This window comes from Streptomyces sp. NBC_00554, from assembly GCF_041431135.1.
In the GTDB taxonomy this organism is placed as follows: domain Bacteria; phylum Actinomycetota; class Actinomycetes; order Streptomycetales; family Streptomycetaceae; genus Streptomyces.
Map to the genome: position 1 here is coordinate 7,692,780 of NZ_CP107799.1, position 18,023 is coordinate 7,710,802.

The following is an 18,023-nucleotide window of genomic DNA, read 5'->3' on the forward strand; positions in this document are numbered from 1 at the left end:
CTCCGAGCCGTGGGTCAGAGCCGCCCCGCCTCCACGATGCGCCGCAGGAAGCGCTGCGTCCGCTCCTGTTGCGGGTTCCCGAAGAGCTCCTCGGCCGTGCCGCGTTCGAGGACCACGCCGCCGTCGAGGAAGCAGACCTGATCCGCGACCTCGCGGGCGAAGCCCATCTCGTGCGTGGCCAGGACCATGGTCATGCCGTCGTCCTTCAAGTCCCGGACGACGGTGAGCACTTCGCCCACGAGCTCCGGGTCGAGGGCGGCGGTGATCTCGTCCAGGAGCAGCAGCCGCGGGCGTACGGCCAGCGCGCGGACGATCGCCGCTCGTTGCTGCTGGCCACCGCTCAGCCGGTCCGGATACTCGGCCGCCTTGGCGCCGAGCCCGAGCCGGTCGAGCAGCTCACGGGCGTGCGCCTCCGCCTCCGCGCGGCTCACGCCGTGCACACGGCGCGGAGCGAGGGTGATGTTCTCCAGGACGGTCATGTGCGGAAAGAGATTGTACGCCTGGAAGACCACGCCGATACGGCGGCGTACCGCGTCCGGGTCGGTCCGCGGGTCGGTGATCTCCTCGTCGTCCAGCCAGATCGCGCCGTCGTCGATGTCCTCAAGGAGGTTGGCGCAGCGGAGCAGGGTGGACTTGCCGGAACCGGAGGCGCCGATCAGCGCGGTCACCGTGTGCGGGGCGACATCGAGGTCGACGTCCCGCAGCACGACCGACTCGCCGAAGGTCTTGCGGACGGACTCCATGCGCAGAACCGGAGCGGCGGTCATATGGTCCCTCCCTGTGCCCGCTGACGGTCCATCCGGGCCGTGACCCAGTCCGTGAAGCGGGTCATCGGGATGGTCAGTGCGACGAAGACCAGTCCCGCGACGATGTACGGCGTGTAGTTGAGGCTGCGGCCCACGATGATGTCCGCGGCACGCACCGCGTCGACGGCGCCGCCGATCGAGACGAGTCCGGTGTCCTTCTGGAGGGACACCAGGTCGTTGAGGAGGGGCGGCACCTGGCGGCGTACGGCCTGGGGGAGTACGACGAACCGCAGGGACTGCCGGTTGGTGAGGCCCAGCGAGCGGGCCGCGGCGCGCTGCGAGGGGTGGATGGACTCGATGCCGGCGCGGAACACCTCGGCGACGTAGGCCGAGTACGTGAGCGTGAGCGCGGTGCCGCCCAGCAGGATCGGGTCCACCGTGACGCCCTGGAGCCGCAGCGCGGGGACACCCAGGACCACGATCATCAGGTTGATGATCAGCGGGAGACCGCGGAAGAAGTCGGTGTACGCGGCGGCCAGCGCCCGCAGCGGGAAGAAGACCGGGCCGCGCAGGGTACGCGCGACGGCGATCAGCATGCCGAGGACGAGCACCGCGACACCGCAGATCAGGAGCAGCCGGACGTTGAGCCACAGCCCTTCGAGGACCTTGGGGAACGCCTCGCGCGCGTACTGCGCGTTGAAGAACGTCTCCTTGGTGCGCGGCCAGCCGGGAGCGTTGACGACGACGAGGTACAGGACGACGCCGGTGATCAGGGTGGAGAGCGCCGCGATCGCGGTCGCACGGCGGGAGCGGGTGCGCTTGTAGCGCTCCCGCTCGATCCGCCGCTGCGACGGGACGTACGCCTCGCGCATGTCCTCTTCGGCGGAGCCGCCGCCGGGCTCGTCCTTCACGACCGTCACTTGAGTACCGGAGCGTCAACGGCGTCGGACAGCCACTGCTTCTCGATCGAGGCCAGCGTGCCGTCCTCGCGCAGGGTGTCCACCGCGTCGGTCACGCACGAGGTGAGCGCGCTGCCCTTGTCGAGTACGAGCCCGAACTGCTCGGGCGTGCCACCGCTGTTCTCGAACTGTCCGACGATCTTCGCGTCCGTCACCTCGGCCGCGGTGATGTAGAAGGCGGTCGGCAGGTCGACCACGATGGCGTCGACCTGGCCGTTCTTCAGCGCGGACTTGGCCTGGTCGTTCTTCGCGTACGCGGCCGGGGCCTCGGTGGGCTTCACGACATCGTTGATGTAGTTGAGGCTGGTGGTGCCGACCTGGGCGCCCAGCTTCACGTCCTTGAGGTCCGCGATGCTCGTCGCCTTCGCCGCCTTGGAGTCCTTCAGCGCGATGACGGCCTGCCGGACGTCGTAGTAGCCGGACGAGAAGTCCACGGCCTTCTTGCGCTCGGCGCTGATCGACACCTGGTTGATGTCGAAGTCGAAGGTCTTCTCGCCGGGCGCGAAGGCCTTGTTGAAGGGGACGCTCTGCCAGACGACGTCGGTCTCGGCATAGCCCAGCTGCTTCGCCACGGCGTACGCGACCGCCGACTCGTAGCCCTCACCATTGGCGGGCTTGTCGTCCTTGAACCACGGTTCGTACGCGGGTTCGTCGGTCGCGATCGTCAGCTTGCCCGACGTCTCGGTGGCCAACTTGCCCTTGTCGCAGGCGTTCGCGGAGGGCGTGGCGTCAGCCTCGTCCTCGGGCTGCGGGGCGCAGCCGACGGCGACGACGGCGAGCAGGGCGACGGTGGCGGCGGACGCGGTGCGGCGCAGGGCGCGTTGGGCGAGAGGCATGGCGGGAGAGTGACAGTGCGGCGTCCTGTTTGTCCAGGTCACAAGGGCAACTGTCCGCATAGTGGGAACGGGTGTTGCATTCTTGTGAACGCACGCTGAGAGGGCCCGTCGAGCGTCCCGTCGAGACACTTCGCCGGGGCCGCCGGCCGAGGGCGGGGATCGATAGGCCGGCGGCCCATCCGCGCAGGAGCCGTCATCCTGCACGGGGCTGCACTCATTGGACTGCGCCGGGGCGCGCACCGGGAGCGCGCGCGTGGCACCGGCGCGTGCGCTCGGTTCACACGGGGCGCGTGTTTTACGAAGCGCGCAGGGCGTGTGTGCATGGCTCACGCGGGGGCGTACGCCTCATGACGTGCGCGGGGCGCGTGCGCGCGATGTGCGCCGGGCGCATGCGCCCGAACTCGCGCCCCGCACCGGGGTTCACCACCCCGTCGCGGCGTTCACCACCCGCGTGCGCGCCACTCCGGCAGATGCGGTCGTTCCGCGCCCAGCGTCGTGTCGTTGCCGTGGCCCGGGTAGACCCAGGTCTCGTCGGACAGCGCACCGAAGATCTTTGTCTCGACATCGTGGATGAGGCTGGCGAACGCCGCCGGGTCCTTGCGTGTGTTGCCCACACCGCCCGGGAAGAGACAGTCCCCCGTGAACACATGCGGATGCCCGTGCGGGTCGTCGTAGACGAGCGCGATCGAGCCCGGCGTGTGCCCCACCAGGTGGCGTGCGGTGAGTTCCACGCGCCCCACCCGGATCGTGTCGCCGTCCTGGAGCGGGACATCGGTCGGCACCGGGATGCCGTCGACGTCGTCGCGGCCCGCGTAGGTGCGGGCGCCCGTCGACGCCACGACCTCGGCGAGTGCCTGCCAGTGGTCGCCGTGCTGGTGGGTGGTGACCACGGACGCGATGCCGTCGTCGCCGATCAGCGTGAGCAGGGTCGAGGATTCGTTGGCCGCGTCGATCAGGAGCTGCTCGTCGGTCGCCCGGCAGCGCAGCAGATAGGCGTTGTTGTCCATCGGGCCCACCGCGACCTTGGAGATCATCAGGTCCTGCAACTCGTGCACATCGGCAGGGCCGCCGACCTTCACCGCTCCGCTGTACGTCATGTCGGCAGCCTATAGCGGCGGGAGGGCGGGGAGCGGGCCGCCGTCGGTGGTCAGCGCCGAACCGTCGCGGCGCCCGGCGAGCCAGCCGAGCAGATCGGCCTGGCGGCCGGTGACGGTGATCGGTTCTCCCTCGCGGCGGCCGGAGGGAATCAGGCGGCCGTCGTCCCCCTCGATCACGAACGCGGGTACGTCGGGATGGCCCCGGAATCGGTCCGCAAGGAAGTCGATCTCGCGCCGAGTGAACTCCTCGGGGAGGTCCTCCAGCTCGTACCCGGTCCCCAGATCCACCTGGTGCAGTTCGACCTCGACCCACCGCCGGAACGGCACCCTGGACGCGGAGTCCGTGACCCCGTTGCGCAGCTCCACCATGCGGGACCAGTCCGCGGGAGCGGCGCCGGCCTCCTGGAAGCGCACGGCGCTCTCACGCACGTCTGTGAGCTGCACGTTCAAGGGGCGCGGGGCGTCCCGTTCGATTTCGGCGTCCCGCGCCTCTCCGGAGACGTACATGGGACGTCCGGCGAGGACGTTCACCAGAGCGTCCGCGTTGCGGGCGAGGTGGGCGAGGACATGGCCGCGGCTCCAGCCGGGAAGCCGTGACGGCTCGGCCACAGAAACGTTGTCCAGTTTGGCTGCTGCGGTGAGCAGCCGTTCGGTTGCGTCACGTACAGACGCCAGGTCACGCACATGATCGTTCATGGGCTCGACGATAGCCCCGCCACACGTTCGGGTGAAGGCCGTTGGCCAGCCCCGCAAATCGAATGCACGTGCTATAGGCTCGGGCGCGGCGTCGGGCATGCTGGATGGCCCGGGATTGTTGTGAACCAGGGAAACCGACCCGGCGTTGTCAGTGGCTCCCCCTAGTCTGAAAACGACGGGGGCCTCGCCCCTGTCACTTCTCTCAAGAAAGGTGCGGACCGGCGTGGCCGACCGTCTCATCGTCCGTGGAGCGCGCGAGCACAATCTGAAGAATGTCTCGCTCGACCTTCCGCGCGACTCGCTCATCGTCTTCACGGGCTTGTCGGGGTCGGGCAAGTCCTCCCTCGCCTTCGACACGATCTTCGCCGAGGGGCAGCGCCGCTATGTCGAGTCGCTGTCCTCGTACGCCCGGCAGTTCCTCGGGCAGATGGACAAGCCGGACGTGGACTTCATCGAAGGCCTCTCCCCGGCGGTCTCCATCGACCAGAAGTCGACCTCGCGCAACCCGCGCTCGACGGTCGGCACCATCACCGAGGTCTACGACTACCTGCGCCTTCTCTTCGCGCGCATCGGCAAGCCGCACTGTCCCGAGTGCGGCCGCCCGATCACGCGCCAGTCGCCGCAGGCCATCGTCGACAAGGTCCTGGAGCTGCCGGAGGGGAGCCGCTTCCAGGTCCTGTCGCCGCTCGTGCGCGAGCGCAAGGGAGAGTTCGTCGACCTCTTCGCCGATCTCCAGACCAAGGGGTACAGCAGGGCCCGGGTCGACGGCGAGACGATCCAGCTCACCGAGCCGCCCACGCTGAAGAAGCAGGAGAAGCACACCATCGAGGTGGTCATCGACCGCCTCACGGTGAAGGACGGTGCCAAGCGCCGCCTGACCGACTCCGTGGAGACCGCCCTCGGCCTGTCCGGCGGCATGGTCGTGCTCGACTTCGTCGACCTCCCCGCCGACGACCCCGAGCGCGAGCGCATGTACTCGGAGCACCTGTACTGCCCGTACGACGACCTGTCCTTCGAGGAGCTGGAGCCCCGCTCCTTCTCCTTCAACTCGCCCTTCGGCGCCTGCCCCGAGTGCACCGGTATCGGTACGCGCATGGAGGTCGACGCCGAGCTGATCGTCCCGGACGAGGACAAGTCCCTCGATGAGGGCGCCATCCACCCGTGGTCGCACGGGCACACCAAGGACTACTTCGGCCGTCTCGTCGGCGCTCTCGCCGACGCGCTGGGATTCCGGACTGACATCCCCTTCGCCGGTCTTCCGCAGCGCGCCAAGAAGGCCCTGCTCTACGGGCACAAGACGCAGATCGAGGTCCGCTACCGCAACCGGTACGGGCGCGAGCGTGTGTACACCACCGCTTTCGAAGGGGCCGTCCCCTTCGTGAAGCGGCGGCACAGCGAGGCCGAGAGCGACGCCAGCCGCGAGCGCTTCGAGGGCTATATGCGCGAGGTGCCCTGCCCCACCTGCGAGGGCACGCGCCTGAAGCCGCTCGTTCTCGCGGTCACCGTCATGGAGAGGTCGATCGCCGAGGTCTCCGCGATGTCCATCAGTGACTGCGCCGACTTCCTGGGCAAGCTGAAGCTCAACGCGCGCGACAAGAAGATCGCCGAGCGCGTGCTGAAGGAGGTCAACGAACGGCTGCGCTTCCTGGTCGACGTCGGCCTCGACTACCTGTCGCTGAACCGGGCGGCCGGCACGCTTTCCGGCGGCGAGGCCCAGCGCATCCGCCTGGCCACCCAGATCGGCTCCGGACTCGTAGGCGTCCTCTACGTCCTCGACGAGCCCTCCATCGGCCTGCACCAGCGCGACAACCACCGCCTGATCGAGACCCTGGTCCGACTGCGCGACATGGGCAACACACTCATCGTCGTCGAGCACGACGAGGACACCATCAAGGTCGCCGACTGGGTCGTCGACATCGGCCCCGGAGCGGGCGAGCACGGCGGCAACGTCGTGCACAGCGGTTCTCTGAAGGACCTGCTGGCCAACCCCGACTCGGTCACCGGGCAGTACCTGTCGGGCAAGAAGCAGATTCCCCTCCCCGACATCCGCCGCCCCGCCGACCCGAGCCGCAGGCTCACGGTGCACGGCGCCCGGGAGAACAACCTCCAGGACATCGACGTGTCCTTCCCCCTCGGTGTCCTCACGGCCGTCACCGGCGTGTCGGGCTCGGGCAAGTCGACCCTGGTCAACGACATCCTGTACACGCACCTGGCCCGCGAGCTCAACGGTGCGCGGAGCGTTCCCGGGCGGCACACGCGCGTGGACGGCGACGACCTTGTGGACAAGGTCGTGCACGTCGACCAGTCGCCCATCGGCCGTACGCCCCGGTCCAACCCGGCGACGTACACCGGAGTCTTCGACCACGTCCGCAGGCTGTTCGCCGAGACGACCGAGGCGAAGGTGCGGGGCTATCTGCCCGGCCGCTTCTCCTTCAACGTCAAGGGCGGCCGCTGCGAGAACTGCTCCGGCGACGGCACCATCAAGATCGAGATGAACTTCCTGCCGGACGTGTACGTCCCCTGCGAGGTCTGCCACGGGGCGCGCTACAACCGGGAGACCCTGGAGGTCCACTACAAGGGCAAGTCCATCTCCGAGGTCCTCGACATGCCGATCGAAGAGGCGCTCGGCTTCTTCGAGGCCGTGCCCGCGATCTCCCGCCACCTCAGGACGCTCAACGACGTCGGTCTGGGTTACGTCCGGCTCGGCCAGTCCGCGCCGACGCTGTCAGGTGGTGAGGCGCAGCGAGTGAAGCTGGCCTCCGAGCTCCAGAAGCGGTCGACGGGACGCACGGTCTACGTGCTCGACGAGCCGACCACCGGTCTGCACTTCGAGGACATCAGCAAGCTCATCACGGTGCTGTCCGGCCTGGTCGACAAGGGCAACACGGTCATCGTCATCGAGCACAACCTCGATGTCATCAAGACCGCGGACTGGGTCGTCGACATGGGTCCCGAGGGCGGCAACGGCGGTGGTCTCGTGATCGCCGAGGGCACGCCCGAGGAGGTCGCCGGGGTTCCGGCCAGCCACACCGGCAAGTTCCTGCGCGAGGTCCTCGGCGCCGACCGGATCAGCGACGGGACTTCGGTGAAGGCCCCGCGCAGGGCGGCGGCCAAGAAGACGGTGGCGGCCAGGTCGACCCCGACGAAGACGGCCACCAAGGCCGTCAACAACACGGCGACCAAGAAGGCAGCCGCGGCCACGAAGAAGACGGCCGCAAAGGCGACGACCACAGCGACGACGGCCACGGAGAAGACGACCCCGGCGAAGAAGACCACGCGGGCTCGCAAGGCCTGACAAGTCATCAAAAAAGCGGCGCCCCACGGGAACTCCCCGTGGGGCGCCGTCCGTTGCACAGTCAGCCGCCCTGTTCCTGCGGTTCGACGAACTGCATGTCCAGTTGAACCTTGACAACATCACCAAGGAATCCAGTCCCGAAATCGAGTCCGAAGTCGCTGCGCCGGATCTCGCCCGTCGCCTCGAACCCGGCGTGCTTGCGACTGTCGACGGGGGAGTCCACCACCCCGCCGAACTCGACGGCGAACGTCACAGGACGGGTCACGTCCCCGATGGTCAAGTCCCCTTCCATCGACCACTCCTCACCGTCGCCGGACACCCGGGTCGAGCGGAACGCCATCGTCGGACGCTTCTCGACGTCGAGCAGTTCGGCCGAGCGGGTGTGCGCGTCGCGGTCCGGGTTCCCGGTGTCGATGGAGGCAAGAGCGATCTCGGCGCTCACCCTCACATCGTCGGCCGTCCCACCGACGTACAGTCCGGCCTGCACCTCACCGAAGCGTCCGCGCACCTTGGCGATCCCGAGGTGGCGAATGGTGAAGTTGACGGCCGAGTGGAGAGGGTCGAGCTCCCAGTCGCCGGATGCGAGCGGCAGTGAAGCGGCATGCGTGGTCGTGGAGTTGTCGTAGGTCATGGCCCCACCCTGCGCCGACCGGCGAGCGGGAGGGAGACCGGGCGGATGGTGGTAGTGACAGGGCCACGATCCGGTGACGCACACGTTGTACGTTCTACCGGTGAGCGACAACGAGTTGGGCACCTTCCTCCGCGCACGCCGGGAAGCGATCACACCCGCCGAGGCCGGGCTGCCGACCGGGCCGCGCCGTCGCACGCCGGGGCTGCGCCGCTCGGAGCTGGCCACGCTCGCCGGGATCAGCGTCGAGTACCTCACCCGGCTGGAGCAGGGCCGCGACCGCAACCCGTCGGCCCAGGTGCTGGGCGTGCTCGCCGACGCGCTGAATCTGCCGGTGGCGGAGCGGATCCTGCTGCGCCGGATCGTCAAGGAGGCAGGCCACGACGCCGTGTTGTGCTCCGCGGCGACGGAACCCACTCGCACCGTCCGCCCGACCGTGCGGGCGATGCTGGACGGGCTGGAGCCCGCACCTGCCGTGCTCATCAACTGGATCGGCGACATCCTCGCGTACACCACCGGCTATCGAAGCCTCGCCGGACCGCTCGGAGTGCTCGACGGGCAGCAGCCCAACATCCTCCGGTACGTGTTCACCGACGAGCGGGCGCGCGCGGCCTACTCCGACTGGGACCGGCTGGCCGACGAACAGGTCGCGTACCTCAGGCATGAAGCGCCGCTGCACGACCCTCATGTCACCACCATGGCAGATGAGTTGACGGTGACCGCGGGAGCCCTCTTCGCCGACCGGCTCGCCGCCGTACCCGCCCTGCCCCGGCGTGCGGGGACCGACCTCGTCATCCACCCGGAGGCCGGCCCGCTGCGCCTGGCGTACGAAACGCTCGCCCTGCCCGACGACGGCCACCGCATGGTCGTACACCTTCCCGCCGACGACGCCACGGCCACCGCACTGGACCGTCTCAGCGGGCGTCGGCCGGGGGCGCTGCGGGCTGTCAGTGGCTGAGGGGCGGACCTTCAGGCGCTGAGTTCGGAGGCGTACGGCGGTTCCGCTCCCGCTCGTGAGCAGGTGATCGCCGCCGCACGGGCCGCGAAGCGCAGCAGGTCGGTCCAGCCTTCGGGGCCCAGGTCCGCCAAGGCCGCCGGGGACAGGGCGTCGCGTGCGGCCAGGCCGTGCAGCAGTGCCGCGTTCACTGTGTCACCGGCGCCGATGGTGTCCACGACCTCGACCTCTTCGCCGGGTACGGAGTGCGCCGAGCCGTCGCGGGTGAACGCCGTCAGACCATCGCCGCCCTGCGTGATCACCACGGCGGCGGGCCCGGACGCCAGCCACTCGCGTGGGGTGCCGCCGAGCCACAGGGCGTCCTCCTCGGAGAGCTTGAGGAGTGCCACCGACGGGAGCCAGCTCTTGAACCGCGCCCGGTAGGCGTCCGCGTCGGGGATCAGCCCGGCCCGGATGTTCGGGTCGAGGGTGGTGAACACGCCCTGTGCGGCGGCGGTCCGCATCAGCTCCTCGTACGCGCTCGCGCCCGGCTCCAGGACGAGCGAGCAGGTGCCGAAGGACACCGCCTTTGTCTCGTCCGGGAGTTGGGCGGGGGCCGTGAAGAGGCGGTCCGCCGTGCCCTCGACGTAGAAGGAGTACGAGGCCGAGCCGTCCGCGTCGATCGAGGCGACGGCGAGGGTCGTCGGCTCCGCTCCGCGCTGCACGGAGGACACATCGACGCCCGCCTCGCGCAGCCCGTTCAGGAGTGCCTCGCCGAACGCGTCGGACGAGACCCGGGAGCAGAAGGCAGTGGGGGAGCCAAGGCGGCCCAGTGCCACGGCGGTGTTGTAGGGCCCGCCGCCGAGCGCCGGTTGCAGGCCCACGAGCGCGCCCGCGCCCTGCGGTACCAGATCGATCAGGGCCTCACCGGCGACGACGATCACGACACGGGTCCTTTCTCGGTGCTCTGGGGGTGCCCGGGGCTCGCGAAAGCCTCGGTCTTCTCAGGATCCTCGGGGCAGCCGCACGAGGTGCGGTGGACGAGGGTGGAGGGCAGCCGGATGGTACGGCCCGGACGGCTGGGTGACGCGAGCCGTTCCAGGAGCAGTTGGACGGCCTGGGCGCCGATTTCCTTGCTGGGCTGGGAGATCGCGGTCAGCCGGGGCGTGAACAGGTCCGCCCAGGCGAAGTCGTCGAAGCAGCACAGGGCCAGGTCGTCCGGCACGGACAGGCCTCGCTCGCGCAGGGCGCGCAGTGCGCCGATCGTCATGGCGTTGTTGCCGGTGACGAGTGCGGAGGGCGGTGCCGCGAGGGAAAGCAGGGCGTGGGTGGTGCGCTCGGCGGCGGCGGACTGGGAGTCGCCGTGCGCCACGAGCCGTTCGTCGTAGGGGAGTCCGGCGTTCGCGAGGCCGTGCCGGTAGCCGGAGATCCGCTCGGTCGTGGTGCTGAGCCCGGGCAGGCCCGCGACCAGTCCGATGCGTTTGTGGCCCAGTTCCGCCAGATGCGTGACCAACTGCGCCATGGGTTCGGCGTTCTCGGTGCAGACCTGGTCGAAGCGGAAAGAGTGGAAGGAGGCGTCCTGAGGTGCGCCCGAAGAGTCGTCGGAGGGCGTCTCGGCGGCTGTGCCGACGCGTGCGTCGGCGGCTGTGTCGACCAGTCGGTCCAGGAACACGGTCGGCACGTCGTGTTTTCCGAGGTAGTCCAGCAGTTCGTCCGGATCCGCCGAGGGCGCGACGATCATGCCGTCGACGCGGCGCTCGTGCAGCAGTTGGACGACCTTCCGCTCGTGCACGGGGTCGTCGTGCGGATCGGCGATGAGCAGGCCGTAACCGTGCTCCAGCGCTCCGGCCTCGACCCCTTGCAGGATTTCCGTGAAGTACGGGTTGCTGATCGCCGACACCGCGAGGCCGATGGAGCGTGTTCGTGAGGTGACCAGTGAACGGGCCAGGGTGTTGGGCGTGTAGCCGAGCGCGTCCATCGCTTCGAGCACCGCCTGGCGAGTGGCCGGCCGCACGGGACGCGTGTCGTTGAGTACATGCGAGACGGTCGCGGTGGACACACCCGCGCGCTGGGCCACATCGACCATCGTCGCCATTGAGTTCCCTCCCCTGGGACCCGGTTCCTCGCGAGGGAACCTATCCCATCAAGCGGAACACGTAAACGCTTACGTAAGCGTTTACGTGCGTCTCGGCGCCGACCTCCACCCCGCGCCAGGCGGAATGATCTGTGCCGGTATCGTCGCCATGCGATGACCCCGGATGTACGGGTCACGCATGCATGCGTCATGCACCCGTCGTGCCCTCATCGCGCTCGACCGATTGACGCACCACCGATTGGCAGATCGCCGATTGACACAACTTCGACCAGTGGAGATGCCATGCCCGGCCGTCCGTCCGCGAGCCGCCGCACCATCCTGCGGGGAGCGGCGCTCACCCCGGTCGCCGGGGCGGCTCTCGCCGCGTGCTCCGGCATCGGAGACGGCGGGACGCCCGCGAGGCCCACCGCGCCGGTCGAACTGGGCGTCGACAGCGAGGTCGTCAAGGGGAGCGCCAAGCTGTACCGGGACCAGAACGTCGTGGTCAGCCGCGCCGAGAGCGGTGCGCTGAAGGCGTTCAGCTCGATCTGCACGCACGCCGGGTGCCCCATCGACAAGCTGGAGGGCACGACGCTCACCTGCTCGTGCCATGGCAGTCAGTTCGACGCCACGACGGGCAAGGTCCTCCAGGTGCCGGCCACCGTGCCGCTGAAAGAGCTGTCCGTCGAGGACAAGGACGGGAAGATCGTCGCGGGGCCCGGCGCCTGAGCCGCCGCGGGGCCGGCACGCCGGACCAGGTCGGTGCCGGGCGGGCCTGTCCGAGCCGGTGCCAGAGCAGCCGGTGCCGGACCAGCCGGTGCCGGAAGTGCCCGCCCGAGGCGGCGCCTGGGAGCGGCTACTCCCAGTCCCACCCGATCCCCACGATCCCCGACCGCACCCGCGGCTCGACCAGGTGCACCGAGCGATGGTGACCGCTCAGCGCCAGTTCCTGGCGGCCGCTGCGCGGGGCCGCCGCCGAGTGCTGGGTGAACCGGTGGCAGCGCACGGGCAACGTCTCCTCGGCGAACCGCACTTGGAGGGCGTACTGCCCGCCCGCGAAGCTGAATCCGCGTACGTACTCGCTGGACACCCCGGCCGTGCCGTCGTCGAAGCCGTAGCGGAAGAGGTACGTGTCGCCCGGGCGCAGCCGCGTGTCGAAGAGCAGCTCGGCCACGAATACTCCGGTGTCCCGGTGCCAACGCACGCGCCCCGTACGGCAGTTCTCCAGGGCGCGGACCGCCATCCGCTCCGGAGCGCAACCGGGGTCGCCATGGTGGATGGCCATATAGCGGTCCACGCCCTCCTTGTGGGCGCGAACTATGTGGTGCGACTCGCGGCCCATCAGCTCGCGGTGCGCGCCTATGCGTACGCATTCGTGGTGGCCGAGAGTGTGCAGCCCGCTGTCGAGGGGCGACTCCAGTTCGGCGAGAAGCTGTTCCAGGACGCCGGAGGCCTCCACGAGAGCGCGGTACGAACGGCCCGCGGGGCGTTCCGGGACGGGGTGCTCGTCGGCCTTGGCGAGCAGTCGGATCAGTGACTCGTCCGGGAGCTGGAGGATCTCCTCCAGGGCGCGGACGGCGCGCAGCGATTCGGGGCGTTGCGGGCGCCGGGCGCCCTGCTGCCAGTAACTCAGGCTGGTCACCCCGACTTTGACCCCGTACCGCGACAAGTGGTGCTGTACCCGCTGCAGGGGCAGCCCGCGGGCGGCGATCGCGGCGCGCAGCGCGATATGGAAGGGGCCGCCCCGCAGGGCCGTCTCCAGTTCCGCCGTGGCGAGGTCCGCGTGCTGTGTGCCGTGCCGCATGCAGGGGCCTTTCTGTGAATGCTCACAACGGCTGGTCAGGCCGCTCGTGCGGGTGGTCGGGGCCACCGGGTCGGCGCGCGGGGTCTGTTCACGCGCGCGTGTCGCCGTTCGCGGCCTCAAGTTCCACCGCATTGAAGCGTGTTGACCAAGCCGCGACAACACCTGATGCGCAACAGGCGCCTCAGCAGGCGTCCGACCCTCGCGTCCGGGTGGCCGTACGCCCGCGCCCAGCGGTCGCCTAGCCCTCGCATCCGAGCAACTCCCGTATCGCCGGCGCCGAAAGCGCCGACTTGTGGAGGAAGCCGTGGGCCGGGCTGGCCGCGACGAGTTCCTGGAAGTCCTCCAGGGAATGGGTGGAGAGGAGGATGACGGCGGGTACATCGTCCGCGAGCCGTCGCGCCACGTCGAAGCCGTTCTCGCCGTCCAGGTCGATGTCGACCAGGGCGACGTCCGGGGACAGTTCAGCCACTCGTGCGAAGGCTTCCGCGCCCGTCGAGGCGATACCGACGACCTGCACCCCGCCATGTTCGAGCAGGGCGCGCGCGGCCTCCAGGAACCGGGCGCTGTCGTCGACGAGGAGACAGCGCATGGACATGCTGGCAGCTTCCCAACGGGTGGACCGGTGCGCCTTGCAGCTAGCCGGAAAGTGCTGGAGTCCTTTGCCGGAAACGGAGTTTCGCGCTCACGGAGAGCAGCGGTGAGTCACGGGCGGTAGCATGACGATGCCCTGGGGTGGCCGTGTCCCGTCGGTTGGATGGGAGTGCACGATGAAGTTGCTCCAACGGAAACCAAGGCGAACCCGGCGACGGCTGTTCCTCCCCGGAGTGCTCTGTGCGGCCCTCCTGCTGGCCGGATGCGGTGGGGGAGGTGACGACGGAAAGCGTTCCAGGGCGCGCGGGGACACCACGTGCGACGGAGAGCTCAAGGGCACCACCGACATCACCATGTGGTTCCACGCGGGCCCGAGCGGGGAGTTCGAAACGCTGCGCCGTCAGGTCAAGGATTTCAACGCCGGGCAGAAGGCCGTACGGGTCGAACTGATCGCGCTGCCCGAGGAGCGCCCGTACACGGATCTGGTCGAATCCGCGGCCGCCAGCGGCGAACTGCCCGACCTGCTCGACTTCGACGGTCCGAACCTCTACAACTACGCCTGGTCCGGCAAGCTCAAGCCGATCGACTCCTGTGTGCCCGACAGCGTGAAGAGCGATCTGCTGCCCTCGATCCGCGAACAAGGCACCTATGCGGGCCGTTTGTGGGGAGTCGGCACCTTCGACTCCGGCCTCGGCCTGTACGTACGCCCCTCGATCCTGAAGAAGGCCGGCATCCGCATCCCGAGCGGCCCGGACGACGCCTGGACGGCCACCGAGCTGACCGGCATCCTCCACAAGCTCCGCGAACAGGGGTACGAGAGCCCGCTCGACCTCCGGCTCGACTACGCGGAGTCGGGCAGCGAATGGAACACCTACGGCTTCGCACCCGCCGTCTGGTCGGCCGGCGGCGATCTCATCGACCCCAGGACGCACCGCACGGCCGACGGGTTCCTGAACAGCCCGGAGGCCGTCAAAGCCCTCACCACCATGCAGGGTTGGTCCAAGGAGGGGCTGATCGATCCCGACAAGGACGCCAAGGCCTTCACGAAGGAGCGCAGTCCGATCTCCTGGGTGGGGCACTGGATGTACGGCGAGTACACGAAGGCGTTCCCGGGCGACGTGAAGATCGTCCCGCTGCCCGACTTCGGCGAGGGCACGGTCACCGGCATGGGGTCCTGGCAGTGGGGTGTCACCACCGGAGCCACCGACGGCGACGCGGTCTGGCGCTTTCTCGCCTATCTGCTCAAGCCCGAGCAGATCCGCCGTATGACGCAGGCGAACGGGGCGATCCCGGCGACGAACAGTGCCGTGAAGATCTCGCCGGCCTTCGCGGAGGGCGGCCCGGAACGCCTGTTCATCGACCAGTTGAGGACGGTGGCGAGGCCGCGCTCGCAGACGCCTGCCTACCCCGCTGTGACCTTGGCCTTCTCCAAGGCCTTCGCGAAGATCGTCGTCGAACACGCTCCGGTGAAAGCCGCACTGGACCAGGCGGTCAGCGAGATCGACAAGGACCTCGCCGATCACCAGGGTTACCCGGCCGACGGGCCATGAGACTCACTCCCGGCGTGCGGGGCGCCCGCCTCCTCGTACGCCGTCGGCGCCCCGCGCGCGTGGCAGGTGCCCGCCCACCGCTGCTCGCGCGGCTGAGGGTGCGCACCAAGCTGATGCTGCTCGTCCTGCCGCCGGTCGCCGGGCTGCTCGCCTTCACGGTCCTCTCCGCGATGGCCCAGTGGAACGAGGCGCACACCCTCAAGGACTTCAAGGCCTCGACCGAGGTGTCCTTCGCGACAGCCGGGTTCTACGACGCCGTCGCCCGCGAACGTCTCGCCGAGGTCCTCGCCCAGGCCGCTCCGGACCGGCCGGGCACGGCGGCCGACCGGAACGCGGCCCGGCGGGCCACCGACCGCGCCCTCACGGCCGCCGAGGGCACCGCCTCCGGCCACGAGGGGCAGCCCGACGTCGCCGGCGTCCTCGGGTCCGTGGACAACCAGCTCCACGCGGTCCGGCTGGAGTCGGGCAGCGGTGCGCTCACCGCGGCGCAGATCGAACAGAGGTACGCGACGGTCGCGACGTATCTGCTCGACACCGTCCGCCGCCTCGACTCCGGCCGGCCCACGCGGGCCTCGGGCCGCGCCGGTGACGCCTACCTGGCAGTCCTGGGCGCCATCGAGGCCGCCGCGCGCGAACGCGTCGCGCTCGCCGCCCTGCTCGCGACACCGCACCCGGACGGCCAGGACGCCGCTGCCGGCCGCTGGTCCGCCCTGGAGGCCGCCCAGCTCGACACCTTCCGCCAGACCGCCTCAGGGCCGCTCCGCGCCCGCCTCGCCGGCGTGCTGCTGCAGCCCGCCGGCCGCACCGTGCGCGCGACCCGGGAAACCCTCCTGGCAGCCGGAGGCGCACAGCCGCAACTACCCTCCCTGGAGAACTGGCTCACGGCTTCCGGCGACCGGCTCACCGCTCTGCGCGGCATCGCGCAAGACGCGGCAGACGAACTCGCCGCCGACGCCGACCAGGGACTGAAGGCCGCCCAGGCCCGCGGCGAGCGCGAACTTGCCCTCTCCGTAGGGGTCCTTTTCGCCGTGACCGTCCTCGCCCTGGTCCTGGGCGGCTCCATCTCACGGCCGCTCAGCGAGGTGTCCGAGGGCGCCAAGGCCCTCGCCGAGGGCGATCTGTCGTACGACGTCCACTACACGGGGCGCGACGAGATAGGCGTCGTCGCCGACACCTTCCGCGAACTCCATGTGACCAGCGAGCGCCTCGCCGCCGAGATCCGCACCATGAGCACGGCGATCGACGACAACCGGCTCGGCCATCGCGCGGACGTCGCCGCGTTCGACGGCACCTGGGCACAACTGCTGGGCGGCATGAACGCCACCATGGCGTCCTTCGCCGCCGCGCACGGCCGGCGCCGCAAGGCCGAGCGGGAACTGGCGAGCATCTTCCACCTCTCCCTCGACCTGCTGTGCATCTGCGGGACCGACGGCTACTTCAAGCGACTGAACCCGGCCTTCGAACGCACCCTTGGCCACCCCGCCGGCACGCTGCTCGCCAGGCCCTGGCTGGAGTTCGTCCACCCGGCGGACCGGGCACGCACGCGTGCCGTCCTCGACCGCCTGGCGAACGGCGCCGAGTCCGCCGAGTTCGAGAACCGTTGCCTGCGCGCCGACGGCACCGAGCGCTGGCTTCAGTGGAGCGCCCGCCCCGTGACCGGAGAGGGCCTCATCTACGCCGCCGCGCGCGACGTCACCGAGAGCCGCCGCGCCGACCGCGAGCAGGCCGCGCTGCGCCGCGTCGCCACCCTCGTGGCCCGCGGCGACCCGCCGCACGAGGTGTTCGCGGCGGTCGCGCGAGAAGTCGGAATGGTGCTGAGCACGGGCCCCGCGGCCGTCCTGCGGTACGAGGCCGACGGCGCCGTCACGGTTCTCGGCTCGGCCCACGCCGACACGAGCGCGGGGGAGGAGGCGGCCGCAGAGGTGGCCCACACCCGCGGTCCGGCCCGCGCCGGACGCTCGGTCGGCGCCCCGATAGTCGTCGACGACCGCCTGTGGGGTGCCGTCGTCGCGGCCTCCACGGGCCCGGAGCCGCTGCCTCCGGGCACCGAGTCCCGGCTCGCGGACTTCACCGAACTCGTCGCCACCGCCATCGCCAACGCCGACAGCCAGGCCCAGTTGAGAGCCTCACGCGCGCGCGTGGTGGCCGCTTCGGACGCGTCCCGGCGCCGTATCGAGCGCGATCTGCACGATGGTGTCCAGCAGCGTCTCGTCTCGCTCCAACTGGACCTTCGGACGGCCGAGTCCATGATGGAGGACCGATCGGCCGATGTCTCCCAGCAGTTGGCGCACATCGGCAAAGGCCTCGACGACGCCTTCGAGGACCTGCTGCAGATCTCCCGCGGCATCCACCCCGCGATCCTCTCCAGAGGCGGTCTGGGACCCGCCCTGCGAGCCCTCGCCCGCCGCTCCGCGGTCCCCGTGGAGCTGGATCTCCGGCTGCCCCCCGACCGCCTTCCCGAACCGACCGAGGTCGCCGTCTACTACGTGACCTCCGAATGCCTCACCAACGCCGCCAAGCACGCGCGCGCCACGGTCGTACAGGTGGAGGCCCGGACGTACGACGACGTCCTGGAGGTGACCATCAGCGACGACGGGAGCGGTGGTGCCGACCTGGGCGGCGGCTCCGGTCTCATCGGGCTCGTCGACCGCGTCGAGGCGATCGGCGGCAGGCTCGGCATCACCAGCCCACCGGGAAGCGGCACGACCCTGACCGTACGGCTGCCACTGCGGCAGCGGCCGAAGGACGGGTGACCGCCCCGGGTCCGGACAGGCAGGCACCAGGCCTCGGGGCAGGCATCAGGCGTCAAGGCA

The 18,023-nt window shown here is 70.0% G+C and carries 15 protein-coding genes; 5 read left to right on the forward strand and 10 right to left on the reverse strand.

Annotation, left to right across the window (positions count from 1 at the left end; all coding sequences use genetic code 11):
* Positions 1–14: 14 nt before the first annotated feature.
* The 5 genes from OG266_RS33900 to OG266_RS33920 all read right to left on the reverse strand — a co-directional run bounded on the left by OG266_RS33900 (position 15) and on the right by OG266_RS33920 (position 4,334).
* Complete coding sequence (locus tag OG266_RS33900) at positions 15–767, reverse strand: amino acid ABC transporter ATP-binding protein (protein ID WP_371550352.1); 753 nt, start codon at positions 765–767, stop codon at positions 15–17.
* Positions 764–1,666, reverse strand: a complete 903-nt coding sequence (locus OG266_RS33905) for an amino acid ABC transporter permease (RefSeq protein ID WP_266465739.1) — start codon at positions 1,664–1,666, stop codon at positions 764–766. The genes OG266_RS33900 and OG266_RS33905 overlap by 4 nt, the downstream gene beginning before the upstream one ends.
* Positions 1,663–2,541, reverse strand: a complete 879-nt coding sequence (locus OG266_RS33910; RefSeq protein WP_371550355.1) for an ABC transporter substrate-binding protein — start codon at positions 2,539–2,541, stop codon at positions 1,663–1,665. Before OG266_RS33910 ends, OG266_RS33905 begins: the two co-directional genes overlap by 4 nt.
* A 440-nt stretch (positions 2,542–2,981) precedes the next feature.
* The gene (locus OG266_RS33915) at positions 2,982–3,638 is read right to left on the reverse strand and encodes an MBL fold metallo-hydrolase (RefSeq protein WP_371550356.1); all 657 of its coding nucleotides are present in this window, start codon (positions 3,636–3,638) and stop codon (positions 2,982–2,984) included.
* Positions 3,639–3,647: 9 nt separating this feature from the next.
* On the reverse strand, positions 3,648–4,334 hold the full coding sequence (locus OG266_RS33920; RefSeq protein ID WP_371550358.1) for a maleylpyruvate isomerase family mycothiol-dependent enzyme: 687 nt from the start codon (positions 4,332–4,334) through the stop codon (positions 3,648–3,650).
* 223 nt (positions 4,335–4,557) lie between these two features.
* On the opposite strand from OG266_RS33920, the gene uvrA reads away from it, so the two are divergent.
* Positions 4,558–7,629 carry an excinuclease ABC subunit UvrA gene (gene uvrA / locus OG266_RS33925; protein ID WP_371550360.1) on the forward strand — a complete coding sequence of 1,024 codons (3,072 nt, stop codon included), beginning with the start codon at positions 4,558–4,560 and terminating at the stop codon, positions 7,627–7,629.
* 61 nt (positions 7,630–7,690) lie between these two features.
* Here uvrA and OG266_RS33930 read toward each other — a convergent pair whose 3' ends face one another.
* Positions 7,691–8,260, reverse strand: a complete 570-nt coding sequence (locus OG266_RS33930; protein ID WP_266465753.1) for a YceI family protein — start codon at positions 8,258–8,260, stop codon at positions 7,691–7,693.
* 100 nt (positions 8,261–8,360) lie between these two features.
* Here OG266_RS33930 and OG266_RS33935 point away from each other — a divergent pair, with 100 nt between their 5' ends.
* A complete protein-coding gene (locus OG266_RS33935) occupies positions 8,361–9,215 on the forward strand; it encodes a helix-turn-helix domain-containing protein (RefSeq protein ID WP_371550361.1) in 855 nt (284 codons plus the stop codon).
* An 11-nt stretch (positions 9,216–9,226) separates the two neighbouring features.
* Here the strand turns inward: OG266_RS33935 and OG266_RS33940 are convergent, their stop codons facing one another.
* Together OG266_RS33940 and OG266_RS33945 are read right to left on the reverse strand one after the other, a co-directional pair.
* Entirely contained in the window at positions 9,227–10,135 is a 909-nt protein-coding gene (locus OG266_RS33940; RefSeq protein ID WP_371550363.1) for a carbohydrate kinase, read from the reverse strand.
* Positions 10,132–11,286, reverse strand: coding sequence for a LacI family DNA-binding transcriptional regulator (locus OG266_RS33945; protein ID WP_371550365.1), 1,155 nt, complete (start codon positions 11,284–11,286; stop codon positions 10,132–10,134). The genes OG266_RS33940 and OG266_RS33945 overlap by 4 nt, the downstream gene beginning before the upstream one ends.
* Before the next feature lie 282 nt (positions 11,287–11,568).
* Here OG266_RS33945 and OG266_RS33950 point away from each other — a divergent pair, with 282 nt between their 5' ends.
* A complete protein-coding gene (locus OG266_RS33950) occupies positions 11,569–11,994 on the forward strand; it encodes a Rieske 2Fe-2S domain-containing protein (protein WP_371550367.1) in 426 nt (141 codons plus the stop codon).
* Positions 11,995–12,121: 127 nt separating this feature from the next.
* Here the strand turns inward: OG266_RS33950 and OG266_RS33955 are convergent, their stop codons facing one another.
* Positions 12,122–13,069 carry a hypothetical protein gene (locus OG266_RS33955; protein ID WP_371550368.1) on the reverse strand — a complete coding sequence of 316 codons (948 nt, stop codon included), beginning with the start codon at positions 13,067–13,069 and terminating at the stop codon, positions 12,122–12,124.
* A 238-nt stretch (positions 13,070–13,307) separates the two neighbouring features.
* Positions 13,308–13,664 (reverse strand): response regulator, encoded by a 357-nt coding sequence (locus OG266_RS33960; protein ID WP_371550370.1) that lies wholly within the window; start codon positions 13,662–13,664, stop codon positions 13,308–13,310.
* A gap of 172 nt (positions 13,665–13,836) precedes the next feature.
* Here OG266_RS33960 and OG266_RS33965 point away from each other — a divergent pair, with 172 nt between their 5' ends.
* A complete protein-coding gene (locus tag OG266_RS33965) occupies positions 13,837–15,210 on the forward strand; it encodes an extracellular solute-binding protein (protein ID WP_371550372.1) in 1,374 nt (457 codons plus the stop codon).
* A complete protein-coding gene (locus OG266_RS33970) occupies positions 15,207–17,963 on the forward strand; it encodes a nitrate- and nitrite sensing domain-containing protein (RefSeq protein WP_371550374.1) in 2,757 nt (918 codons plus the stop codon). The genes OG266_RS33965 and OG266_RS33970 overlap by 4 nt, the downstream gene beginning before the upstream one ends.
* Positions 17,964–18,023: the final 60 nt, after the last annotated feature.